Source organism: Actinoallomurus sp. NPDC052274 (assembly GCF_040679475.1).
GTDB lineage: Bacteria > Actinomycetota > Actinomycetes > Streptosporangiales > Streptosporangiaceae > Actinoallomurus > Actinoallomurus liliacearum.
Genome location: NZ_JBFAUT010000015.1, coordinates 136,952 through 159,470 on the forward strand (window position 1 = coordinate 136,952; position 22,519 = coordinate 159,470).

Consider the following 22,519-nt stretch of genomic DNA (forward strand, 5'->3'; position numbering starts at 1 on the left):
ACATAGTCAGTGCGGCTGGAACGACTCGACGATCTGTTGGTGGACTGGCTCCCGCGCCAGCGGTGGTTCGCGGGCAAGGATCGGAGGATCGACGGGATATCCGTCGTCTCCGACACCGAACTGGTCGAGGGCGATCCGTCGCTGCGACATGTCATCATCGCCGTACACCAGGACGGGGGCACCGATCGATATCAGGTGCCCCTGGGAGTACGCAGCGAGCTGCCCGGCCGATTGCAGTACGCCGCGATCGGGCAGCTCGGCGACGGGTCCTGTGTCTATGACGCGGTCCACGACCCCGGCCTGACCCGGGTCTGGCTGGAGAACATGGCCGGCAACGTCGACGTCGGCCCACTGACCTTCCGCTCCATCAGCACCATCGACACCGAGCTGGAGAGCCTCGCCAGCCCGGCCGAGCAGAGCAACACCTCACTGATCTACGGCGACGTCTACATCTGCAAGCTCTTCCGCCGCCTCACCCCCGGCATCAACCCCGACCTCGAGGTCAGCATCGGCCTCGCGCGGGCGGGCAGCAAACACGTCCCGGAGCTGCATGGCTGGTTCTCCAGCGACCTCGGCGGCACGCTGTCCACGCTGGGGATGATGTCGGAGTTCCTGCGCAGCGGGACCGACGGCTGGCAGCTCGCCGGCACCAGCGTCCGCGACCTGTACGCCGAGGCCGACCTGCGCGCCGACGAGGTCGGCGGCGACTTCGCCGCCGAGGCCGAACGGCTCGGCGCGGCGACCGCCGACGTCCACCGGGACCTGGCCGCCGCCTTCGGCACCGGCGAGATGTCCCCGGCCGAGGTCGGCGCGATCGCCGAGCGGATGCACGCTCGGCTGGTCGAGACGTGCGACGTCGTCCCGCAGCTCAGGCCGTACGCCGGGCGGCTCACCGACGCGTTCGACGCGCTGGAGGAACTGGACGAGCCGCTCCTCGTGCAGCGGGTCCACGGCGACTACCACCTCGGCCAGGTCATGCGCACCGACTCCGGCTGGATGCTGCTGGACTTCGAGGGCGAGCCCGTCAAGTCCCTGGAGGAGCGCCGGGCTCCCGCCCACCCGCTCCGCGACGTCGCCGGGATGATGCGCTCGTTCGACTACGCGGCCCGCCACCTGCTCGTCAACGGACAGGCGTTCGGCGGCGACCGCGACCAGCTGGAGTACCGCGCCCAGGAGTGGGCCGACCGCAACCGGGCCGCCTTCTGCCGCGGCTACGCCGAGGCCGGCGGCATCGACCCGGCCGCGCACGAGGTGATCCTGCGCGCCTTCGAGTTCGACAAGGCCATCTACGAGGTGATGTACGAGGCGCGCAACCGGCCCTCCTGGCTGCGGATCCCGCTCGGTTCGATCGCCGCCCTCAGCACCCGCACCGAGTCCGGTTACCTGGCCTCCTGACCGGTCGGGTCATCCCGCGCCCTCGCCGGGATGCTCCTGTTCGGCGAGCAGGAGCCGGAGCGTCTCCGGTGCCTCGGCGGCCACGGTCATCGCCTGACCGGCCTGGATCTGCTGGTCGGTGAGGCTGCCCGCGCGGGTCGCGTACCAGTGCCCGGCGTCGCTGCGCCAGACGACCCAGCCGGGGAAGTCACTCTCTAACGTGGCCTTGTCCGCGGCGAAATCCGCCATATTGCCCCTTCGTGCTGGAAACTCCGCCTTCTGTATACGAAAGTGGGTCTGTTAGGTGGAGGTGTCAACCCGCCCGTAAGCGGAACGTCCCCGTACGGCTATGAGGAGGGCAAGGTGGCTATCCTCCCCGCTTACGTCCGCATCGCCGGCGAGCTCCGCGAGCTGATCCGCGACGGCACCTATCCGCCCGGGGCTCGGCTGCCCACGATCAGCCGGCTGTCCGCGTCGTACGGCGTCTCGGAGATCGTCGTTCGCAGCGCGTTCTCCTTACTCCGGACCGAGGGACTCATCGAGACCCGCCGGGGCGGTGGCACGCTCGTCCGCGACCGCCCGCCGGCACGACGGCTGGCCATGGAGCGCTACCGCGCCGAGACCGACCCCGGCGCGACGCCCGCCACCTCCTTCACCGTCGACCACCACATCACCTGGCGGGACTACCGCCTGGACCGGTCCTACTCCCGGCGGCGCGCCGACGCGGACCTGGCGGCGCTGTTCGCGACGGATCCGGGGACTCCGCTGCTCCGCCGGCACTTCGTGTTCTGGGCGCGCGGCGAACCCCAGCAGATCTCCACCAACTACCTGCCCTGGAACCTGGTGGCCGGGACGCCGGTGGCCGACCCGGACCGCGAGCCGTGGCCGGGCGGCACACCGGCGCAACTCGCCTACCTGGGGCACCCGGCGACCCGGGTCGAGGAGTCCGTACGGTCCCGGATGCCCACCCCGGAGGAGGCGGCGACCCTGCGGATGGCGCCGGGTGTGCCGGTGCTGACCATCACCCGGCGAATGCTGTCCGGCGACCGCGTCCTGGAGGTCTGCCGCGACATCGTCCTCCCGGCGGACCGCGTCGTCCTCGACTACGCGCTCGACCTGTGAACGGGCCGGGAACATCCCGACCCCCCGAGGATTAGCCGACGCTCGTCGGGCAGGCTTATGGGAAGCGTGGGCACACAAGAAGATCGAGGAGCGTCATGGCGCGGGTCACCAATGATGAGATCGACCGGTTGATCGGCGGAGATCACCACGATCCCCACAGCGTGCTCGGCGCCCATCCCGGGCGTGACGGCGTCGCCGTTCGGGCGTTGCGGCCGCTGGCCACCAAGGTCGAGGTGATCCTCCCGGACGGCGCCCGGCACCCGATGCGCCACGTGCACGGGGGCGTCTTCGCGGCCACGTTGCCGCCCGATGCCCCCCTGGCCGGTGACGAACCCCAGGCGGTGCCGGACTACCGGCTGGCGGTGGCGTACGACGGGCCCGAAGTGATCCAGGACGACCCGTACCGGCACCTGCCCACCCTCGGCGAGCTCGACCTGCACCTGATCGGCGAGGGCCGGCACGAGGAGCTGTGGAAGGTCCTGGGCGCGCACACCCGCACCTACGCCTCGGTGTTCGGGCCGGTCGCCGGCACCTCGTTCGCGGTCTGGGCGCCGAACGCCCGCGGGGTGCGGGTCATCGGCGACTTCAACCACTGGGACGGCCGGGCCCACCCGATGCGCTCGCTCGGCGCCACGGGCATCTGGGAGCTGTTCGTCCCCGAGGTCGGCGACGGCACCAACTACAAGTTCGAGATCCTCGGCAACGACGGGGTCTGGCGGCGGAAGGCCGACCCGATGGCGCGGTACGCCGAGCGGCCGCCCGCCACCGCGTCCACCGTCTTCACGTCCTCCTACGAGTGGGAGGACGACGAGTGGATGACGCGCCGCAAGTCCTATGACGCGCTGCGGTCGCCGATGAGCACGTACGAGGTGCACCTGGGATCGTGGCGCGCCGACCTGGGCTACCGCGAACTGGCCGACCAGCTCGTCGACTACGTCACCGAGATGGGCTTCACGCACGTGGAGTTCCTGCCGGTGTCGGAGCACCCGTTCGGCGGTTCCTGGGGCTACCAGGTCACGTCCTACTACGCCCCCACGTCGCGCTTCGGGAACCCCGACGACTTCCGCCACCTCGTCGACCGGCTGCACCAGGCCGGCATCGGCGTGATCATCGACTGGGTGCCGGGTCACTTCCCGAAGGACGAGTGGGCCCTGGCCCGCTTCGACGGCACGCCGCTGTACGAGCACGCCGACCCGCGCCGCGGCGAGCAGAAGGACTGGGGCACCCTCATCTTCGACTTCGGCCGCGCGGAGGTCCGCAACTTCCTCGTCGCCAACGCGAACTACTGGCTGGAGGAGTTCCACGTCGACGGGCTGCGCGTGGACGCCGTCGCCTCGATGTTGTACCTCGACTACTCCCGCTCCGAGGGCGAGTGGACGCCCAACATCTACGGCGGCCGGGAGAACCTCGAGGCGATCGACTTCCTCAAGGAGATGAACGCCACCGCGTACAAGCGCTCCCCCGGCATCGTGACGATCGCCGAGGAGTCCACCGCCTGGCCCGGCGTCACCCGCCCCACCCACCTCGGCGGGCTCGGGTTCGGGTTCAAGTGGAACATGGGCTGGATGCACGACACGCTGGCGTATCTCCAGCGCGACCCGCTGTACCGCGGCTACCACCACCACGAGATCACGTTCTCGATGGTGTACGCGTACTCGGAGAACTACGTGCTGCCGCTGTCGCACGACGAGGTCGTGCACGGCAAGGGCTCCCTGCTGGGCAAGATGCCCGGTGACGAGTGGCAGCGGTTCGCCAACCTGCGGGCGCTGCTGGCGTTCATGTGGGCGCACCCCGGCAAGCAACTGCTGTTCATGGGGCAGGAGTTCGGCCAGGGCGCCGAGTGGGCCGAGTCCCGGTCCCTCGACTGGTGGCTGCTGGACGAGGCCGAGGACAACTTCCACGTCGGCATGCGACGGCTGGTCCGCGACCTCAACCACAACTACTCCGCGTCGCCCCAGCTGTGGACGAGGGACGCCGACCCGGCGGGCTTCCGCTGGATCGCCGCGGACGACGTCGCGGGCAACGTCATCTCCTTCCTGCGGTACGGACCGGACGGCTCGCCGCTCGCATGCGTCGTCAACTTCTCCGGCATCCCGCATGAGGACTACCGGCTCGGCCTGCCCTGCCCGGGCCGCTGGCGCGAGATGGTCAACACCGACGCGTACGACTACGGCGGCAGCGGGGTCGGCAACTTCGGCGGGGTCGAGGCGGTCGACGAGCCCAGCCACGGCCTGCCCGCCTCCGCCTGCCTGCGGGTGCCGCCGCTCGGCGCCCTCTGGCTCGCCCCGGAGTGATCCTCCGCCGCCCGGAACCTCCTCGTGGCCGTGTCGGCGGCACGGCCACGAGGCGGCGATGCCCGAGGATGATCGGGCCACATGTGGCAATGATGTTGTGGCAGGGCCCTGTGGTACGAGAGATTGCGCGCGCAACCCCAGGAGGTAGCGCGTGCGGATCTCAGCACGGCGAGGAGTTCTCGCCTCAATCGCAGTCGCGGCCGCCCTCACGGCGACCGGGGCACCCGCCGCCCATGCGGCGAAGAAGCCGACGATCAAGGTGGCGGGCGGGGTCACCCAGCCCGTCTTCTCGTACCAGAACGCCATCCGGGAGTTCGTCCGGGTGCAGTCGAGCGTCGACTCCGACGGTGACGGCAAGAAGGACCTCATCCGGGTCGACATCATCCGGCCGCGGGAGACCGACGCCGGGCTGAAGGTGCCGGCGATCATCGATGAGAGCCCGTACTACGACAACCTCGGCCGCGGCAACGAGTCCGAGCGCAAGACGTACGACGCGAACGGCAACCCGGTCAAGTTCCCGCTGTTCTACGACAACTACTTCGTGCCGCGCGGCTACGCGGTCCTGAACGTCGACATGGACGGCACCACGAAGTCCGACGGCTGCCCCACCTCCGGCGGCGCCTCCGACGTGCTCGGCGGCAAGGCCGTCATCGACTGGCTGGGCGGCCGGGCCAAGGCGTTCGACGCCCAGGGCAGGCCGGTCAAGGCCACCTGGTCCACCGGTCATTCCGGCATGATCGGCAAGTCGTACGACGGGACGCTCGCCAACGGCGTCGCGGCCACGGGCGTCAAGGGCCTGGACACCATCGTGCCGATCTCCGCGATCAGCTCCTGGTACGACTACAGCCGCATGAACGGCGTGATCTGGTTCAAGGGCGAGGAGGACGGCCTCGCGCAGGTCGTCGACACCGACCCGCCCGCCAAGTGCGCCGCCGTCCAGCAGCGGCTCGCCCAGGGCCAGGACGACGCCACCGGGAACTACAACGCCTTCTGGAACGAGCGGAACTACCGCACCGGGCCGATCGCCGACGCGAGCAAGGTGCACGCCAGCGTGTTCGCGATCCACGGGCTGAACGACCTGAACGTCAAGCCCAGCCAGTTCTCCACCTGGTGGGCGGCGCTGGCCGAGCGCGGAGTGCCGCGCAAGGTGTGGCTGTCGCAGTACGGGCACGTCGACCCGTTCGACTTCCGCCGCGACGTCTGGGTGGACACCCTTCACCAGTGGTTCGACCACTGGCTGTGGAAGCTGCCGAACGACATCATGAAGCAGCCGCGCGCCGACGTCGAGGTCGGGCCCGACCAGTGGGCCACCCAGGCCGACTGGCCCGCGCCGCACACCCGGCAGCTCGGCCTGCGCCCCCAGGCGGACGGCACCCTCGGCCTCAAGACCGGGTCCGGGACGGGGACGTACAGCGACACGAAGCAGGCCGAGGCCGACACCGTGGCCGACCCGACCACCGCGAAGCCCTACCGGCTGGCCTACACGACCCCGTCGCTGAAGACCGACGTACGGCTGTCCGGCACGCCGCGGGTCAGCTTGAAGATCAAGCTCGACAGGCCGACGGCGAACCTCGGCGCGCTGCTCGTCGACTACGGCACCGACACCCGGGTGAACTACCTGGGCGCCGGATCGGGCGTCAAGACGCTGACCACCGAGGACTGCCACGGTGAGAGCACGCCCACCGACGACGCCTGCTACCGGAAGGTGGTCACGGACACGGTGACCTCCGACGTCAACGTGGTGACCCGCGGCTACCTCGACGCGCAGAACCGCACGTCCCTCAGCCACCCGTCGCCGCTCACGCCGGGCAGGACCTACACGGTCCGCTGGAACACCCTGCCGCAGGACTACCGCTTCAAGGCCGGGCACCGCCTCGCCCTCGTCCTCATCGGCACCGACGCCGACACGCAGGACGACGACGCCACCGGCGCCGCCGTGACGGTCGACCTGGCCGGCAGCGAGATCACCCTCCCCGTGATCATCGGCGGCGCACCGTCGGCCTCGACCTTCTCCACCGAGCAGAAGTGGCGCGGCCCGACCCACGTCGTGCTGCCCAAGCAGCCCCACCAGTTCCACTGATCCGCAGCTGAGACGGGCCCCGGGACGACCGTCCCGGGGCCCGCTCACGTCGGACCCGTCATTTCTTGGGCAGGGCGAAGGCGTAGAACATGCTGCCTTCGGTGGCCCAACTGGCGGTGTAGCCGTTGCCCCAGTAGACGAAGCCGTTCACGACGGCCGGTCCGGCCATCGAGGAGCCGACGCCCTTGTAGTCCCAGAGGATCTTTCCGGTGGCCGCGTCCATGGCGTACATGTGCCCGGACGTCGAGCCTCCGTACAGGACGCCGTTGGCGTAGGTCAGGGGCGCCTTGTCATGCCCCTTGGAGGGGTCGGCGACCTGCCACAGGAGCTTGCCGGTGGCCGCGTCCAGGGCCGACCAGGAACCGTAGTCGATGGTGCGTCCGTCGGGCACCTTGTATTTGACGTTGAGCGAGTTGGACTCGGCGGTGAAGACGCGGCGGCCGTCGGTGGCGCTGCCCCACTGGATGCCGCCCTGCTGGCCGCCGGGGGCAGGGGCCGCGCTCCACAGCACCTTGCCGGTGGCGGCGTCGAGCTGCCAGTAGAGACCGGCCCAGCACTACGACTCCGTCGACACGGCGCTGACCCGCCCCGGCCGGCCGGGGCCGGTTCACCGGCCACCCGCCGGACGCCATGGCCGGGCTCACCACACGAAACGAGCCCCGGGACGATCACCGTCCCAGGGCTCACTCACGCACGGGTCCTCAGCCGAGGACCTCCTCGATGGAATCCGCCGTGGCGGCCCGCCGCCCCCACTCCACGAGCTGATCGAGGTCGGCGCACCCTTGGATCCGCGCCCGCGCCTCATCCGGCACCATGACCCCTCGGGCGGACAGCATGGCGAGGATGATGTCCACCCGCCCCTCGTGCCGTCCTTCCCGCCGTCCCTCCTGCCGTCCCTCCTGCAGTCCCACATCCCGCCCCTCACGGACGGCGTTGCGGAAGAATTCGCTCTTGTACTCGCCGGTTGCGGTCTTCATCATCCCCTCCAGAAGATCCCGAGCCGCCCGAGGAAGCACGGCGATTACTTCATCCATTAAACCCTGTGCCCTGTCGGCATCGATGGTCCTCATGCACTGCAGCAATGCTTCGAAGACCTTGGGCCCGTCAGGGCCCGGACCGTGCACCACGGCGGACAGGGCTGCGAGCTCCGGGACGGGGACCGCCTGTCCGTCCGTGAGGACGGGGACCTCCTCCGGGCCGAGGACGAGCGGCCGCAGGACGAGGCCCGGGTGTCCGAGCAGGATCGGCTCGCGAGCCCAGCCGGCCACGCCCTGCTTCGGGGAGATCACCAGTAGCACGGTGGGGCAACCCAACCGGGCGCGGGCGGTCGCTACGTACGCCGGCCAGGACAGGCGCTTCTGGGGGTCCCGGCGCCGCTGCACCTCCACAATGACGGCGAGCTCCGCGCGATCCTTCCCGAGCGTCACGACGGCGTCGGCGTGATAGGACACCGGTTTGTGCTCGCTGAGGTCCGCGGGCTCCAGGCGGGCGTGGGTGGTCGACGGCACCAGCCCCTTGCACACGCAATCCAGCAGGTCCGCCGCGAGCGCCGGGCGCTCCCGAATCAACTCCAACACCATCTGGTGGTCACGACTGGGCACACACCGAACACTATCCGTAGTTTCATGACTACGCAAAGCATTGGCAAAGGCGACTCAACCTCGTACGGGCAGGACCAGGGAGGCGTCGATGCGGACTGGTGGGCGACCAGGTCGGCGAAGGCGGCCGTGAGGGGGCGGTCAGCGGGCGCGGGCGGGGCGGCCTGGCCGAGGGTCCGGGTGCGGGAGGCGGCCGGCGCGGCGCATCATGACCAACTGCTGGGCGGCGAGCGTCACGCCGAGTCCCAGCCACAGCGCGTTGAGGTCGACCGGCTCGTGGAACACCACCAGCCCTAGCCCGGAGACCAGGAACCGGGTGGCGATCGTCGCCAGCCACAGCAGGAGCGTGACACCGCCGCCCCGCCGGTAGACGAGGCCGTCGGGGCCCCGCCACATCGGCATCGTCCGGCCGCGTACCGCGCCGAAGATCGCGGACGCGATCAGCGAGACGACGAGCAGGCCGATGCCCGCCGTGGTCGCACGCGCGGGCCCCGGCGGGACGCACCCGCGGGCTACGCAGAGCACCACCCAGATCCAGGCCTGCCACCGCACCGGCCGGGTCGTGAACTGCAGGACGATGACGAGCAGGGCGATCCCCACCGCCAGGGCGACGTCGGGCGTCATGACGGTCACGACTCCTTCCGGTCGCGGGGCACCAGCCCGGATCTCTCGGTCATGTGGCCGGCGAGCACGGTCGTCAGGCCGGCCCGGAAGGCGGCCTCATGGGCCGGGTCGGCGGGGTCGTGGCCGAGCGCGGAGAGCCAGGATCGGCCTCCGATGGCGTAGCCGTACGACGCGGACAGGCCGAGCAGCACGACCGTCTCGATCCGGTCCCGTCCCGGAACCTCCGGGCCGGGCAGTGCCGCGCGGATGCCCCGTTCCATGGCGTCGACCAGCTCCCGAAGTCCCTGGTCCGTCATGCCCAGGTCGGCGTGCAGCTCGGCCCACGCGAACAGGCGTACGTACCTTTCAGCGGCGAGCGCGTCGAAGAGCACGCTCATCATCCCCTTGGCGGTCGGCACGCCCGCCTCGGCCCGGATCCGCTCGCGTACGCGGTCGCGCAGCAGCGCGTTCTCGCGCCGGAGGACCTCGCGGACGAGGGCGCCGTAGGTGCCGAAGTAGTGCGTCACCAGACCGTGCGTGACGCCGACCGCCTCGGCCACCTGCCGGAGGCCGGCACCGTCCGGCCCACGCTCGGCGATCAGCGTGGCCGCGGCCGCGAGGATCTCCTCGCGCGCCTCCTCGGGCGAACGACGCCTGCGCCGTGCTCCCATCACCGGACCCCCTATTGTCAAGCTTGACAATAACACGCTCGTCCGGCGCCGGCCCGCACTCTCGGTGGAGTTCGGATCAGGGCAGGCGACCCAGCAGCCAACTGGGACCGACGACCGAGGCGCCCGCCGCCTCGGCGCGGCGTCGCAGCTCGCGGTCGGCGGTGACGACGGTGCGGTTCTCCCCCGCCTCGGGTGCGGCCAGCCGGGCGATCGTGTCGTCGCCGCTGCCCGGCGCCTCGACGACGCGTACGCCGGGCACGCTGGGCACGCCACGGGCGGCGCCTTCCGTGACCAGGACGACCTCCGGATGGGTGGTGCCGGAGCCCGCTCCCGGCAGTCCCTCCACCGCGCCGAGGCGGGCGAGCCGGTCGCGCAGCCGCTCGGCCGCACCGGCGCGGTCCCGCCACCAGCCATTGGGCGTGGCGCCCACGACATTCGCCCCGTCGACGATCAGAACCGGCCTTCGGGGCTCCTGGCCCGAGTGCTGCTCCGTCATAGCGCCACCATGCCCGACCGCCCCGGGTCCAAGCGGCAGGCTTGACTTAGAGCGCGCTCTAAAAGTTTTGATCACCACATGACATCGAAACTGGCCCTGGTGACCGGGGCGAACAAGGGCATCGGATTTGAGATCGCTCGTGGGCTGGCGCGACACGACTGCGCGGTTCTGGTGGCCGCCCGTGATCGGACACGAGGCGAGCAAGCCGTCGCCGCGCTGAACGACGAGGGTGGCGAGTTCCACTCCGTGCGCCTCGACGTGACGGACGAGTCGTCGGTCGCCGAGGCGGCGCACTGGATCGAGGAGCGCTTCGGCCGGCTCGACATCCTGGTGAACAACGCCGGGATCACCGACAGCCCCGTGCCCGTGCCGCCGAGCGAGACGGACGTGTCGGCGATGCGGACCGTGTACGAGACGAACGTGTTCGGGGTCGTGGCCGTGACGCACGCGTTGCTGCCGCTACTGAGGCGTTCCCCGGCGGGGCGGATCGTCAATGTGTCCAGCCGGCTGGCGTCGATCGGCTCCCACGCGGCTCCGGACTCGACGGTGCCGTCCTACCTCGCGTACGCGTCGTCGAAGTCGGCGCTCAACGCGGTGACGGTGCAGTACGGCAAGGAACTGCGGGACACCGCGATCAAGGTCAACGCCTGCGAACCCGGATACACCGCCACCGACCTCAACGGCCACCGGGGCGTGCGCACGCCCGAGCAGAGCGCGAAGGTCGCCATCGACCTGGCACTGCTGGGCGAGGACGGGCCCACCTGCGGCTACTTCGACGAGAACGGCCCGCTCCCCTGGTGACGCTCAACGGAGAAGGCCGAGGAGCCAGCGCGGGTCGGCGACCGTCGCACCCGCCTCCTCGGCGCGGCGGCGCAGCACCGGGTCGTCGGTGACGACGACCCGGTGCTCGTCCGGGGCCCGCGGGGCGGCGAGCCCCGCGAGTCCCGCCGCGCCGTCCCGCGCGGCGACGACCCGTACGGCGCTTCCGGCCGCCTCCTCCGCGGTCGGGCCGGTCTCCTCGGCGGCGAGGACGATCTCGGGAAAAGACCGGTCGGCGACGGCGCCGGGGAGGTCGTCGATCGGGCCGAGGGCGGCCAGCCGGTCGCGAAGCCGAGCGGGGTCGGCCCCCAACCCGTCGAGCGCGGCGGCGTGGACGACGAGGACCGGTCGGACCAGCGCGGCGCGGAGCCGGGACCAGCCGTCGGCGAACGCCGGGAACAGCTTCTTGCGCGGCACCTGATCGACGTGGACCCAGGCGACGTCGGCGGTCTCGAACGACGCCCGGCGGACGTCGGGCCGCTCGGCGACGGACGCGATCACCGTTTCGTACGACCAGCCGCCATGGTGGTCGCCGATCAGGCCGTGCACCCGGACGACGGACGGGTCGAGCGTGCTCTCCTCCCCCGCCTCGCGCAGCGCGCCGGCGATCGCGTCCTCGTGGCTGTGCCGCGCGCCGCCGAGGATCCCCCAGGTGCCGCCGCCGATGGACAGCCGGGCACGCTTCTGCAGGAGCACGTGGGGCTCGGGAGCCAGGTGGTACAGGAGCAGACCGGCCGCGCCATGGCGGCCCCAGTGCCGATGACCGGCGTCGCAATTCACCCAGCCGTCCCCGTCGCCCATACCAGTGAGGGTAACGGGCAGGTCGGGACGGCCACCGCCGAAAACCACCCTCACCACCCGGCTGACCACTGGTTTTTCGGGCATTGACGGCGTCTCTCGACCGGGTTAGCTTCCGAGCACTGAAAAGAAAGTTTCTTTTCAGTGAGTACGGCGCCGTGCTCCTCCCGCCACACCGAGGAGCCAACTTGAGACGGAACATCCTCCGGCTCGTCGTCGCGTTCGCGGCGGCGGCCCTCCTCACCCTGCCCCATTCGACCCCGTCCGCCCACGCGGCCACCGCCCCGACCGCCACGTTCACCAAGGACTCCGGCTGGGGCAGCGGCTACCAGGGCAAGTACACGATCACCAACGGCGGTTCCACGACCCTGGGCGGCTGGAAGGTCGAGTTCGACGTGCCCGCCGGCGGCTCGGTCGCCGCGTACTGGGACGCCCTGATGACTCAGAGCGGCACCCACTACACCTTCACCAACCGGGAGTACAACGGCACGCTCGCGCCCGGCGCGTCGGCGAGCTTCGGCTGGACCGGCGCGCCCGAGTCGGCCACGCCGCTGAACTGCAAGCTCAACGGGCAGCCGTGCGACGGCAGCGGAGGCGGCGGTGGTGGTGGTGGTGACACGTCGCCGCCGACGGTGCCCACCGGCCTGCGCGTGACGGGTACGACGTCCGGCTCGATCAGCCTCTCCTGGACGGCGTCCACCGACAACGTCGGCGTCACGGACTACCGGGTCTACGAGGGGTCCACGGTGGTCGCCACCACGACCTCGACCAGCGCCACGATCGGCGGGCTGGCCGCGAGCAGCAGCCACACCTACTCCGTCACCGCACGGGACGCGGCCGGGAACGAGTCCGCCAAGAGCGCCACCGTGTCCGGCACGACGCAGTCCGGCGGCGGGGGCGGTGGCGGGACCTACCAGAAGGTCGGCTACTACCCCCAGTGGGGCATCTACGGCCGCAACTTCTGGATGAAGAACCTCGACACCGACGGCGCGGCCGGCAAGCTCACCGTGCTGAACTACGCGTTCGAGAACCTCGACCCGACCAACCTGACCTGCGCCGAGACGACCAAGGGCACGACGTCCAACCCGGAGGACCCCGACCAGGGCACCGGGGCCGGTGACGCGTACGCCGACTACGGGGCCTCGGTGTCGGCGGCCAACAGCGTCGACGGCGTCGGCGACACGTGGGACCAGAAGCTCAAGGGCAACTTCAACCAGATCAAGAAGTTGAAGGCGAAGTACCCGAACCTGAAGGTGCTCGTGTCGATCGGCGGATGGACGTACTCGAAGTTCTTCTCCGACGCCGCCAAGACCGACGCCGGGCGCAAGAAGCTCGTCAGCTCCTGCATCGACATGTTCATCAAGGGCAACCTGCCCGTGTCGTCCGACGGCACCGGCGGGTCGGGCACCGGCGCGGGCGTGTTCGACGGCATCGACGTCGACTGGGAGTGGCCGGGCAGCCCGGACGGCCACCCCGGCAACCACTACGACCCGGCCGACAAGGCGAACCTCACCGCGCTGCTGGCGGAGTTCCGCAGCCAGTTGAACGCCCTCGGCAGCGGATACCTGCTGACCGCCTTCACCCCGGCCGACCCGGTCAAGATCAACGCGGGCTGGGACCTGTCCAAGATCTTCAACTCCCTGGACTTCGCCAACGTGCAGGGGTACGACTTCCACGGCTCGGGCAGCGACAACTCCTGGGAGCCGAACCGCACCGGCCACCAGGCGAACCTGTACGTCGACACGGACGATCCGTACTCCACCCACTTCAGCGTCGACTCGGCCGTGAAGGTCTACACCGACGCCGGAGTGAACACCCGGAAGCTCACCATCGGGATCCCGTTCTACGGCCGGGGCTGGCAGCAGGTGGCCGACGGCGGCAAGAACGGTGAGTGGCAGGCGGCGAACGGCGCGGCGCCCGGCGACTTCCCCGAGGAGGCGGGCACGCGCGGATATAAGAACATCGCCACGAACGTCCCGGGCTGCACCGTTTACCACGACGAACAGGCCATCGCGACGTACTGCTACACGGGTGCGAACGGCCAGTGGTGGTCCTTCGACGACCCGTGGTCGATCGGCAAGAAGACCGACTACATCAAGTCCAAGAACCTGCTCGGCGCGATGATCTGGGAGATGTCCGGTGACACCGGCCCCCTGATGACCGCCCTCGACAGCGGCCTGCACTGAGCCGTACGGGCCGGCGTTCCCTCCGTGAGCGCCGGCCCACACGGGGGCGATCCGGGGCCGTCGGGTGACTCGAACACCCTGCGGCCGGATCGCCAGGCCTCGCCCCGGTACGTGCGCGTGCCGCATAGGGTTGGGCTCATGGTGGATGCCGGAGCAGTGGTCGACCTGCTGAAAGACGCGCGGGAGCGGCGCACCGCCCCGCTGATTCTCGAGTTGGACCTGACCGATGGGATCGTCGAAGGGCCGCCCGCCGACCCGGTGTCCGCGCTGGTCTCGATGCGCCGGGCGCATCTGCGGGACGTCCTGGCCGGGCTGCGGAAGGGCGGTTCCGACCCTCGCGTCAAGGCGCTCATCGTACGGATCGGCGGCGGTCGGCTCGGCCTGGCCGTCGCCCAGGAGCTTCGGGCGGCCGTCCAGGCGTTCCGCGACGCGGGCAAGCTGACCGTGGCCTGGGCCGAGTCCTTCGGCGAGACCGGCCGCGGGACCGTCCCCTACTACCTGGCGACCGCGTTCGAGCGGATCTACCTGCAGCCGTCGGGGGACCTCGCGCTGACCGGTGTCGCGCTCGAAGAGCCCTTCTTCAACGAGGCGCTGGAGAAGGCCGGGATCACGCCGCGCTTCGCCAAGCGGCACGAGTACAAGACGGCCGCCAACACCTTCATGGAGCGCACGTACACCCCCGAGCACCGGGAGATGTCCGACCGCATCGTCTCCTCCATCGGTGCGCAGGTGGTCGCGGGGGTGGCCGCCGGGCGCGGGCTACCGGAGGAGCGCGTCCGCGAGCTGATCGACCAGGCGCCGCTCCTGGGCGCCGAGGCCCTCGAGGCCGGACTGGTCGACCGGCTGGCCTACCGCGACGAGGTCTACGCCGAGGTCCGCGCCGCGGCCGGTGGCTTCCGCGGCGGCGAGGTCCGGCTGCGCTATGTCGCGCGGTACAACCGGGGTCAGAGCGTGACCAAGCGGATACCCCGCCCCCAGCAGGACGTCGTCGCGCTGATCCAGGGGCATGGGCCGATCCGGCTGGGCCGGAGCGGTCGCGGCCTCCTGCCGGGGCAGGGCGCGTCGATCGGCTCGGACACCGTCGCCGCGGCGTTCCGCGCGGCGGCCCGGGACGACAAGGTCAAGGCGATCGTGTTCCGGGTCGACAGCCCCGGCGGTTCGTACGTCGCGTCGGACACGATCTGGCGCGAGGTCGTCCTCGCCCGCAAGGCGGGCAAGCCCGTCATCGTGTCGATGGGCAACGTCGCCGCGTCGGGCGGCTACTTCGTGGCGGCGCCCGCCGACACCATCGTGGCGCAGCCGGGCACGCTGACCGGCTCGATCGGGGTCGTCATCGGCAAGCCGGTCATCGGTGACCTGCTCGACCGGCTCGGCATCGGGCTCGGCAGCGTGGAGCACGGCGCGCACGCCCGGATGTACGCGCCGACGCGTGACTTCACCGACGAGGAGTGGTCGCGGATCAACACCTTCCTCGACCGCGTGTACGACGACTTCGTCGGCAAGGTGGCCGAAGGCCGCGCGCTGTCCCGCGAGCGCGTGCACGAGCTGGCCCGGGGGCGGGTGTGGACCGGCGCCGACGCCCACGAACGCGGCCTGGTCGACGAGCTCGGCGGACTGGCGTACGCCCTCGACCTGGCGAGAAAGAAGGCCGGGCTGGCCGCCGACGCGCCCGTGCGGGCCTACCCTCGCGTCTCGCCGCTCGATCGTCTTCGTCCGGCCGAGTCCAGCGACGACCGTACGGCCGCGAGCGCGCGCGTGGACGCGTGGGGCCCGCTCACCGAAGTCGCCACGCGTATCGGCCTGCCCTCCGGCGGCCCGCTGATGCTGCCGGGCGCATGGGAGATCCGCTGATGGAGACCGGGCGCACGCCCGGGCCGGGCACGGCGTGACCGTGGGCGAGGTCACGCCGGCCGACTTCACCGAGGCGCTGGCGACGTTCGCGACCGGCGTCGTGGTCGTGACCGTACGAGACGGACGCGACGACATCGGCACGACCCTGACCGCGTTCTCCTCCGTCTCCCTCGACCCGCCGATGGTCATGATCGGCGTCGGCGCCGGCTCCTACCTCGGCGAGGTCCTGCACACGTGCGATCGCTGGGCCGTGACGGTGCTGTCCGCGGCCCAGCGGGCGATCGCCGGCCGGTTCGCGGCGGCGGGCCGGCCCAGCGCTCGGCTGCTGATCGCCGGAGAGCCGCACCATCGGGGCCCGAGCTCCGGCGCGCTGGTGATCGAGGGAGGCCCGGCCGCCCTGGAGTGCGAGACCCGGCAGCGCGTCACGTCGGGGGACCATGTCCTCTTCATCGCCGAGGTCCTCGCGGTCGACTACGTCGACGCCGGGCGGCCGCCCCTGATCCGCGTCAACCGCCGATACCGCTGAGCGCCGAGGCCGACGCGATCTGCGGGGCCGAGTACGGGCAGCGCTCCGGCGAGCGCGTCAACCGCCGCAACGGCTATCGCGAGCGGGAGTGGGAGTGGGACACCCGCGACACTGGACGGCACCGGCGAGTTGGCCCCGTGCGGGTCAGCCGCGCTCGCCTCCGGACGCGGGCGAAGGACCTTCGCGACGGCAGCCTCGACACAGGCGCCTGATGCGCTGCGGGTGCTCTTGCGCCAAGGTGTTGCCCGGGCGAGTGAGCCTGGATCGGCAGCCATGTGCCTTCTCCTCACCGGATAGCTGGTCGAACAGCCCAGCTGACCGACATGCTTGATACGCATAGTCATAACCATCGGACACCGTGTAACGGATACCCGAAGATGACACTGATCCAACCGGACCGGCGCGGCCTCTTGCAGAAGATCACCGCGTTTTACCCGACGCGATACGGATCCATTGGTCAGCCAGCCGACGCCCGGCCCGTCGCCGCCTCATCCTGCCACCAGTCGCCGTCGCACCCATTGCCATCCGGCCCGTAGCCCACGGCCACACCGGACCGGACCTCTTCGATCCCCCCTCACAGGCGGGGTGCCAAGCCAGCGATGCGTGCGGAGCACCCCCGGACGCGCCCGGGAACGAAGGTCGCGGGTATCGCCCGCATCGTTCGATACCGTCTGGTAGCCATTCCCGAAAAGGCAGCTATCTGCACAGATGACCCGTGCGCCAGCTTGTTCCCTTTCACGGTCACATGTCGCCATAGGACATGTTCACGAGTCATTCGTGACACTTGTCCCTAGGCGACCCATCGCGCGCCCTGCCATTCTCTCTTCTCGTAACGCCCGGGACCCACCCGACCAGCCCACTCCCGAGCAGAGGACAGAAGCGGTGGAAAAGCAGTACGAGCTGTATTGCCAGAAAGACAGGCTCTTCTATGACGTCATGGACGGTCAGGAGAGCCCGGCTTTCGCCATCGCCGACGAGCCCCTCCCCGAGGGATGGCAACGGATTCGCCGCCACGAATGGCTCGTCTACGTCCCGCCGGCGCAGAACATCCCCCAGCAGGGTTGGAAGATCCACGTGTCGGCGTGTCACGACAACGCCGAGGACGTGCTGATCCGGGTGCGCGACTACTGCGTCCCCAGGGGAATCTCGTTCAAGCACCTTCGCAGTTCCGATGTCCTTTTCATGCGCAACGCGAAATACGCGCCGCGCGGCGGAAGCGGAAAACTCGTCACCATTTACCCGCGCGACGAGGCCGAGCTCGAGCGGATTCTCGACGACCTCGGCGAGATCCTGGCGGGCGAGCCGGGGCCGTACATCCTCACCGACCTCCGAGTCGGCGACGGCCCGCTGTACGTGCGCTACGGCGGTTTCCTCGAGCGCCACTGCGAGGACGACCGCGGACGGCTCGTGTCGGCCATCGAGGACGGCGCCGGCCGGCTCGTGCCGGACCGTCGTGACCCCGTCTTCCGGGTGCCGGACTGGGTGACCGTGCCGGACTGCCTGCGGCCGCACCTGGCCGCCCGCGACGCCGTGACGATGGCCGGCCTGCCGTACCGGGTGACCGAGGCCCTGCACTTCTCCAACGGCGGCGGCGTCTACACCGCCGAGGACACCCGGACCGGCGAGCGCGTCGTCCTCAAGGAGGCCCGACCGTACGCCGGGCTGGCGGCCGGCGGCGCCGACGCGGTCACGCGACTCCGCCGGGAGCACGACATGCTGCGGCGGCTCTCCGGGATCGACGGCATCCCCGCCGCTCACGACTACTTCACGCTCGGCGACCATCACTTCCTCGTCCAGGAGTTCGTCGAGGGACGGCCGCTCAACACCTTCTTCGCCGAGCGGCATCCCCTGCTCGACCCGGAGCCCGATCCGGACCGGATCGCCGAGTACACGGCGTGGGCACTGAAGATCTACGAGCGCACCGAGCGCGTCGTCCAGGCCGTGCACTCGCGCGGCGTCGTGTTCAACGACCTGCACATGTTCAACATCATGGTGCGCCCGAACGACACGGTCGCGCTGATCGACTTCGAGACGGCGGCGCCGGCCACCGACGAGGGTCGGCAGATCCTCGCCAACCCGGGCTTCCTCGCCCCGCCCGACCGCCGGGGCACCGCGGTGGACGACTACTGCCTCGCGTGCCTGAAGCTCGCGCTGTTCGCGCCGCTGACCACGATCCTCCAGCTCGACCGTACGAAGGCGGCCCATCTGGCCGAGGTGATCACCGAGTGGTTCCCCGTGCCCGAGGGGTACCTGGAGTCGGCCGTCGCGGAGATCTCGCGCGACGCGACCACCGGGAGCCGGCTCGTCGGAGCGCGCCCCTCCCTGCGGCCCGAACCGGTCGGCTGGCAGGACGCGCGCGCGGCGCTGAGCAGGGCGATCCTCGCCAGCGCGACCCCCGACCGCGACGACCGGCTCTTCCCCGGCGACATCCAGCAGTTCGGCGGCGGTGCGCTCGGGCTGGCGTACGGTGCGGCAGGCGTCCTGTACGCCCTGGACGTCACCGGCTGCCCGGTCGAGCACGCGGACTGGCTGATCGAGCACGCGACAGACCCGGAGCCCGGCAGCGGCCTCGGCCTGTACGACGGGCTGTACGGCGCGGCGTTCACCCTCGCCCACCTCGGTCACCTGGAGGCGGCGGGCAAGGTCGTCGACATCTGTCTCGGTGAGCGGTGGGAGCGTCTCGGCACCGATCTGTACGGCGGGCTGCCGGGCGTCGCGCTCACGCTGGATCGGCTGGCCGGACCGCTGGAGGCCCCGGCCCTCCGGGAGGCGGCGACGCGGGCGGCGCAACTGGTCGCCGACCATGTCGTGGCGGCGACCGACCCGCCCGCCCGGCCCGGGCTGCTGCGCGGGATGTCCGGCCCGGCGCTGATGTTCATCCGGTTCTACGAGCGCACCGGCGACCCGAACCTCCTCGACCTCGCCGCCGCGGCCATCCGGCTGGACCTCCAGCGATGCGTCACCGACAAGAACGGCGCACTGCACGTCGACGAGGGAACCCGGATCCTGCCGTACCTCGGCCGGGGCAGCGTCGGGATCGGCCTGGTGATCGATGACTTCCTCGCGCACCGCGAGGACGAGCGGTTCCGGGAGGCCCGCGAGGGGATCCGGATCGCCGCCAAGTCGGTCTACTACGCCCAGGCCGGACTGTTCGGCGGCCGCGCCGGAATGCTGCTGCACCTCGCCCGGCAGGGCGATCCGCGGGCGGCGGCGCACATCCGCGACCTGGCCTGGCACGCCGTCTCGTACAAGGACGGCCTGGCGTTCCTCGGGGAGAACCTGCTGCGGCTCTCGATGGACCTGGGCACCGGGACCGCCGGCGTCCTGCTCGCGCTCGGCGCGGCACTGCACGACCGGCCGGTCAACCTGCCGTTCCTCACGGCACCAGAGCAGCCCGCGAGAACCCTCGCGGGTGTCGGAGACACGGACACCGTAAGGAGGTGACACACGATGACGCTTCTCGACATGCAGGGCATGGAGGCCACCCCGGGTGGTGGTGGCGGCGAGGCCAACAGCAGCCTGAGCCTGCTGTGCCACAGCTCCAACAGCATCACGCTCTGCCTCTGATGAAAGACGCATGGCTCCGAGAGCCATGGCTCGGACCATGCAGGCAGGGAGACCGATGACGGCGAGTGGGCTCGTGATTCGGGCGATCCGCGACGGCGGCGTCTGGGCGAGCCTACTCGCCGTCACCTCTTTGGTACGGGCGGGAGCGGAGACGCTCCTGCCGGCCGTCCTCGGCCGCGCCGTGGACGGCGTTCTGCGTGACGGCGGGGCGTCCACCTGGCCCCTCGTCTACGCGGCCCTGGTGGCCGCGGCGGCGACCGGGGACGTCCTGACCGAACTCGCGATCGGGACCAGCGCGGCCGCCGTGACCGCCCGGATGCGGCACCGCTTCGTACGCCGGCTGCTGGCCCTCGGCCCGTCGGCCGGGCCCTCATCGTCCGGCCTCGCGGCCGGTGACGTGACCAGCCGGGCCGTCGCGGCCACGACCGACACCGGCCTCGCCCCGTCCGCTCTCGTCCTCGCGGTCACCGCCGTCCTGCCCCCGGTCGGCGGGATGATCGCCCTTCTGCTGCTCGACCCCTGGCTGGCGGTGGCGTTCGCGCTGGGCCTGCCGCTCATCATCGCGGTTCTCAATGCCTTCGTCCGCGACACCTCCGCCGTCGTCGGCCGCTACCTTGCCGTCCAGGGCACGATCGCCGCGCGGCTCGTCGAGGCCCTGGCCGGCAACCGGACGGTCGCGGCCGCCGGGACGGCCGACCGCGAGACCGCCCGGATCCTGGAGCCCCTCCCCGAACTCGCCGAGTACGGGCACCGGACCTGGCGGGTGCAGGCCGCCACCGCCGGGAGGGGCACCCTCGCCGTCCCGCTGTTGCAGCTCACGGTCCTGGCCGTCGCCGGGTACGAGCTGGCGGCCGGGCGGCTGACCCCGGGCGGTCTGCTGGCCGCCACCCAGTACGCCGGGCTCGGCGCCGACGTCGGGCCGGTGATCGCCCAGCTCGGCCGACTGGCCCGCGCCCGCGCCGGGGCGGTCCGCCTGCTGCCCGTGCTCGACCGGGAGCCGCCCGGGTACGGCACCGCCGCGCTGCCGGAGGGTCCCGGACGCCTGGAGTTCCGCGGGGTGTCGGCCGCCCCGGTACTGGACGGCCTGAACCTCTCCGTTCCCGGCGGCCGGGCCGTCGCGGTCGTCGGCCGGTCCGGATCGGGCAAGTCGGTGCTGGCCGCGCTGGCCGGCCGCCTCGCCGACCCGGACGCGGGCGAGGTCCTGCTCGACGGCGTTTCTCTGCGGGACCTCGGCCACGAGGCGCTGCGGAGCACGGTCGGGTACGCCTTCGCCCGGCCCGCCCTGTTCGGCGCGACGATCGCCGAGGCGATCGGCGGGGACGCCGTCCCGGCGGCCCACGCCGCGCGGGCGGACGGGTTCATCCGCCGCCTGCCCGCCGGCTACGACACCCCTCCGGACGCCGCTCCGCTGTCCGGCGGTGAGCTGCAACGGCTCGGCCTGGCGCGCGCGTTCGCCCGTCCCGGGCGGCTGCTGGTCCTCGACGACGCGACCTCCAGCCTCGACACCGTCACCGAGATGCAGATCGGCGAGGCCCTCACGCGCGATCCGCGCACCCGCCTGATCATCGCGCACCGGGCGGCGACGGCGGCCCGGGCGGATCTGGTCGCCTGGCTCGACGGCGGGCGGATCCGCGCCTGCGCGCCGCACCGGGAGCTGTGGGCCGATCCGGAGTACCGCGAGGTGTTCCGCTGATGCGGGTTCGGCTGATGCGCCGACCACGGCGACGTCTCACCGGCACGCGGGTGCTGGTCACCGCCCTGCGCCGCCATCCGCGCGAGGCGGCGCTGCTGGCGGCGTGGTCGGTGCTCGAGGCGGCGCCCGTCCTCGTCTTCGGCCGGTCCGTCGCGGGGGCGACGGACGCGTTCCTGGCCCACCGCATGGGAACGGGACTGGCCTGGCTGGCCGCGATGGCGGTGGCGGCGGCCGTCGGCGCGGTCGGCAGCGCGGGGGCGTACCGGCCCCTGGCCGGGATCGTCGAGCCGTTCCGGGACGCGCTGGTCCGCCGGGTCGTTCGCAGCGCCGTCCACGAGGCCGTCCGCACGGGCCGCCCCGACGAGGCGGCCGTCGCCCGGCTCACCCAGCACGTCGAAATCGTCCGCGACACGTTCTCGGGAGTGCTGCTGCTGGTCAGGGGGTTCGTGTTCACCCTGGCGAGCGCGCTGGTCGGGCTGACGGCCCTGATGCCGGTGACGCTGCTCCTCGTGGTGCCGCCGGTCCTCGCCGGGCTCGGCCTGTTCCTCGGCATGGTGTCGCGCGCGATGACCCGTCAGCGGGAGCTCATCCTCGCCGAGGAACGGATCGCCAAGTCCGCGACCGCACTCGCCGCCGGCCTCCGCGACATCGTCGCCTGCGGCGCGGAGGACGCCATGGCCGCCGACGTCGGACGGCTGATCGACGCCCAGGCGGCGGCGGCCCGGTCGGTGGCGCGGCTCGCCGCCCCCGGCCACCACGCTCCGGTGCAGCGACTCCCGGTCATCGAACGTGGCACCGTCCAACGGGCGGTCCAGGGCCGAGAAATCGAGCCGGACCGCCG

At 71.4% G+C, this 22,519-nt stretch carries 18 protein-coding genes and 2 pseudogenes; 13 read left to right on the forward strand and 7 right to left on the reverse strand.

The window, feature by feature from the left end; genetic code table 11:
- Window positions 1-9: 9 nt before the first annotated feature.
- Window positions 10-1,395: an aminoglycoside phosphotransferase gene (locus AB0K82_RS15775; RefSeq protein ID WP_364397375.1), complete on the forward strand. Its 1,386-nt coding sequence runs from the start codon at window positions 10-12 to the stop codon at window positions 1,393-1,395.
- 9 nt (window positions 1,396-1,404) lie between these two features.
- Here the strand turns inward: AB0K82_RS15775 and AB0K82_RS15780 are convergent, their stop codons facing one another.
- Window positions 1,405-1,623, reverse strand: coding sequence for a hypothetical protein (locus AB0K82_RS15780; protein ID WP_345357135.1), 219 nt, complete (start codon window positions 1,621-1,623; stop codon window positions 1,405-1,407).
- 114 nt (window positions 1,624-1,737) lie between these two features.
- Here AB0K82_RS15780 and AB0K82_RS15785 point away from each other — a divergent pair, with 114 nt between their 5' ends.
- From AB0K82_RS15785 to AB0K82_RS15795, 3 genes are all read left to right on the forward strand, one after another.
- The gene (locus tag AB0K82_RS15785; protein WP_364397378.1) at window positions 1,738-2,496 is read left to right on the forward strand and encodes a GntR family transcriptional regulator; all 759 of its coding nucleotides are present in this window, start codon (window positions 1,738-1,740) and stop codon (window positions 2,494-2,496) included.
- Window positions 2,497-2,591: 95 nt separating this feature from the next.
- The gene (gene glgB / locus AB0K82_RS15790) at window positions 2,592-4,790 is read left to right on the forward strand and encodes a 1,4-alpha-glucan branching protein GlgB (RefSeq protein ID WP_364397381.1); all 2,199 of its coding nucleotides are present in this window, start codon (window positions 2,592-2,594) and stop codon (window positions 4,788-4,790) included.
- A 151-nt stretch (window positions 4,791-4,941) separates the two neighbouring features.
- Entirely contained in the window at window positions 4,942-6,870 is a 1,929-nt protein-coding gene (locus AB0K82_RS15795; RefSeq protein ID WP_364397384.1) for a Xaa-Pro dipeptidyl-peptidase, read from the forward strand.
- A 58-nt stretch (window positions 6,871-6,928) separates the two neighbouring features.
- On the opposite strand, the gene AB0K82_RS15800 is transcribed toward AB0K82_RS15795, so the two are convergent.
- The 5 genes from AB0K82_RS15800 to AB0K82_RS15820 all read right to left on the reverse strand — a co-directional run bounded on the left by AB0K82_RS15800 (window position 6,929) and on the right by AB0K82_RS15820 (window position 10,238).
- Window positions 6,929-7,381 (reverse strand): PQQ-binding-like beta-propeller repeat protein, encoded by a 453-nt coding sequence (locus tag AB0K82_RS15800; protein WP_364397387.1) that lies wholly within the window; start codon window positions 7,379-7,381, stop codon window positions 6,929-6,931.
- A gap of 190 nt (window positions 7,382-7,571) precedes the next feature.
- Window positions 7,572-8,471 (reverse strand): hypothetical protein, encoded by a 900-nt coding sequence (locus tag AB0K82_RS15805; RefSeq protein WP_364397389.1) that lies wholly within the window; start codon window positions 8,469-8,471, stop codon window positions 7,572-7,574.
- Between the two features lie 138 nt (window positions 8,472-8,609).
- Window positions 8,610-9,101, reverse strand: coding sequence for a hypothetical protein (locus tag AB0K82_RS15810; protein ID WP_364397392.1), 492 nt, complete (start codon window positions 9,099-9,101; stop codon window positions 8,610-8,612).
- A complete protein-coding gene (locus AB0K82_RS15815) occupies window positions 9,098-9,742 on the reverse strand; it encodes a TetR/AcrR family transcriptional regulator (protein ID WP_364397395.1) in 645 nt (214 codons plus the stop codon). Before AB0K82_RS15815 ends, AB0K82_RS15810 begins: the two co-directional genes overlap by 4 nt.
- Window positions 9,743-9,818: 76 nt before the next feature.
- Window positions 9,819-10,238, reverse strand: coding sequence for a hypothetical protein (locus AB0K82_RS15820; protein WP_364397398.1), 420 nt, complete (start codon window positions 10,236-10,238; stop codon window positions 9,819-9,821).
- Window positions 10,239-10,316: 78 nt separating this feature from the next.
- On the opposite strand from AB0K82_RS15820, the gene AB0K82_RS15825 reads away from it, so the two are divergent.
- The gene (locus tag AB0K82_RS15825) at window positions 10,317-11,039 is read left to right on the forward strand and encodes an SDR family oxidoreductase (protein ID WP_364397401.1); all 723 of its coding nucleotides are present in this window, start codon (window positions 10,317-10,319) and stop codon (window positions 11,037-11,039) included.
- Window positions 11,040-11,042: 3 nt separating this feature from the next.
- On the opposite strand, the gene AB0K82_RS15830 is transcribed toward AB0K82_RS15825, so the two are convergent.
- Window positions 11,043-11,858: an NUDIX domain-containing protein gene (locus AB0K82_RS15830; protein ID WP_364397404.1), complete on the reverse strand. Its 816-nt coding sequence runs from the start codon at window positions 11,856-11,858 to the stop codon at window positions 11,043-11,045.
- A 185-nt stretch (window positions 11,859-12,043) separates the two neighbouring features.
- Here AB0K82_RS15830 and AB0K82_RS15835 point away from each other — a divergent pair, with 185 nt between their 5' ends.
- The 8 genes and pseudogenes from AB0K82_RS15835 to AB0K82_RS15870 all read left to right on the forward strand — a co-directional run.
- Window positions 12,044-14,041: a glycosyl hydrolase family 18 protein gene (locus tag AB0K82_RS15835; protein WP_364397407.1), complete on the forward strand. Its 1,998-nt coding sequence runs from the start codon at window positions 12,044-12,046 to the stop codon at window positions 14,039-14,041.
- 138 nt (window positions 14,042-14,179) lie between these two features.
- Complete coding sequence (sppA, locus tag AB0K82_RS15840; RefSeq protein ID WP_364397410.1) at window positions 14,180-15,892, forward strand: signal peptide peptidase SppA; 1,713 nt, start codon at window positions 14,180-14,182, stop codon at window positions 15,890-15,892.
- Between the two features lie 40 nt (window positions 15,893-15,932).
- Complete coding sequence (locus tag AB0K82_RS15845) at window positions 15,933-16,418, forward strand: flavin reductase family protein (RefSeq protein WP_364397413.1); 486 nt, start codon at window positions 15,933-15,935, stop codon at window positions 16,416-16,418.
- A pseudogene (locus AB0K82_RS15850) lies at window positions 16,415-16,513 on the forward strand (transposase); the annotation flags it as partial. The gene AB0K82_RS15845 and the pseudogene AB0K82_RS15850, both read left to right, overlap by 4 nt.
- A gap of 787 nt (window positions 16,514-17,300) precedes the next feature.
- Window positions 17,301-19,862 carry a class III lanthionine synthetase LanKC gene (gene lanKC, locus AB0K82_RS15855; protein ID WP_364397416.1) on the forward strand — a complete coding sequence of 854 codons (2,562 nt, stop codon included), beginning with the start codon at window positions 17,301-17,303 and terminating at the stop codon, window positions 19,860-19,862.
- A 6-nt stretch (window positions 19,863-19,868) separates the two neighbouring features.
- Window positions 19,869-19,985 carry a SapB/AmfS family lanthipeptide gene (locus tag AB0K82_RS15860; RefSeq protein WP_364397419.1) on the forward strand — a complete coding sequence of 39 codons (117 nt, stop codon included), beginning with the start codon at window positions 19,869-19,871 and terminating at the stop codon, window positions 19,983-19,985.
- Between the two features lie 55 nt (window positions 19,986-20,040).
- Complete coding sequence (locus AB0K82_RS15865; RefSeq protein WP_364397422.1) at window positions 20,041-21,678, forward strand: ABC transporter ATP-binding protein; 1,638 nt, start codon at window positions 20,041-20,043, stop codon at window positions 21,676-21,678.
- Window positions 21,678-22,519 (forward strand): annotated as a pseudogene (locus AB0K82_RS15870) (hypothetical protein); the annotation flags it as partial. The gene AB0K82_RS15865 and the pseudogene AB0K82_RS15870, both read left to right, overlap by 1 nt.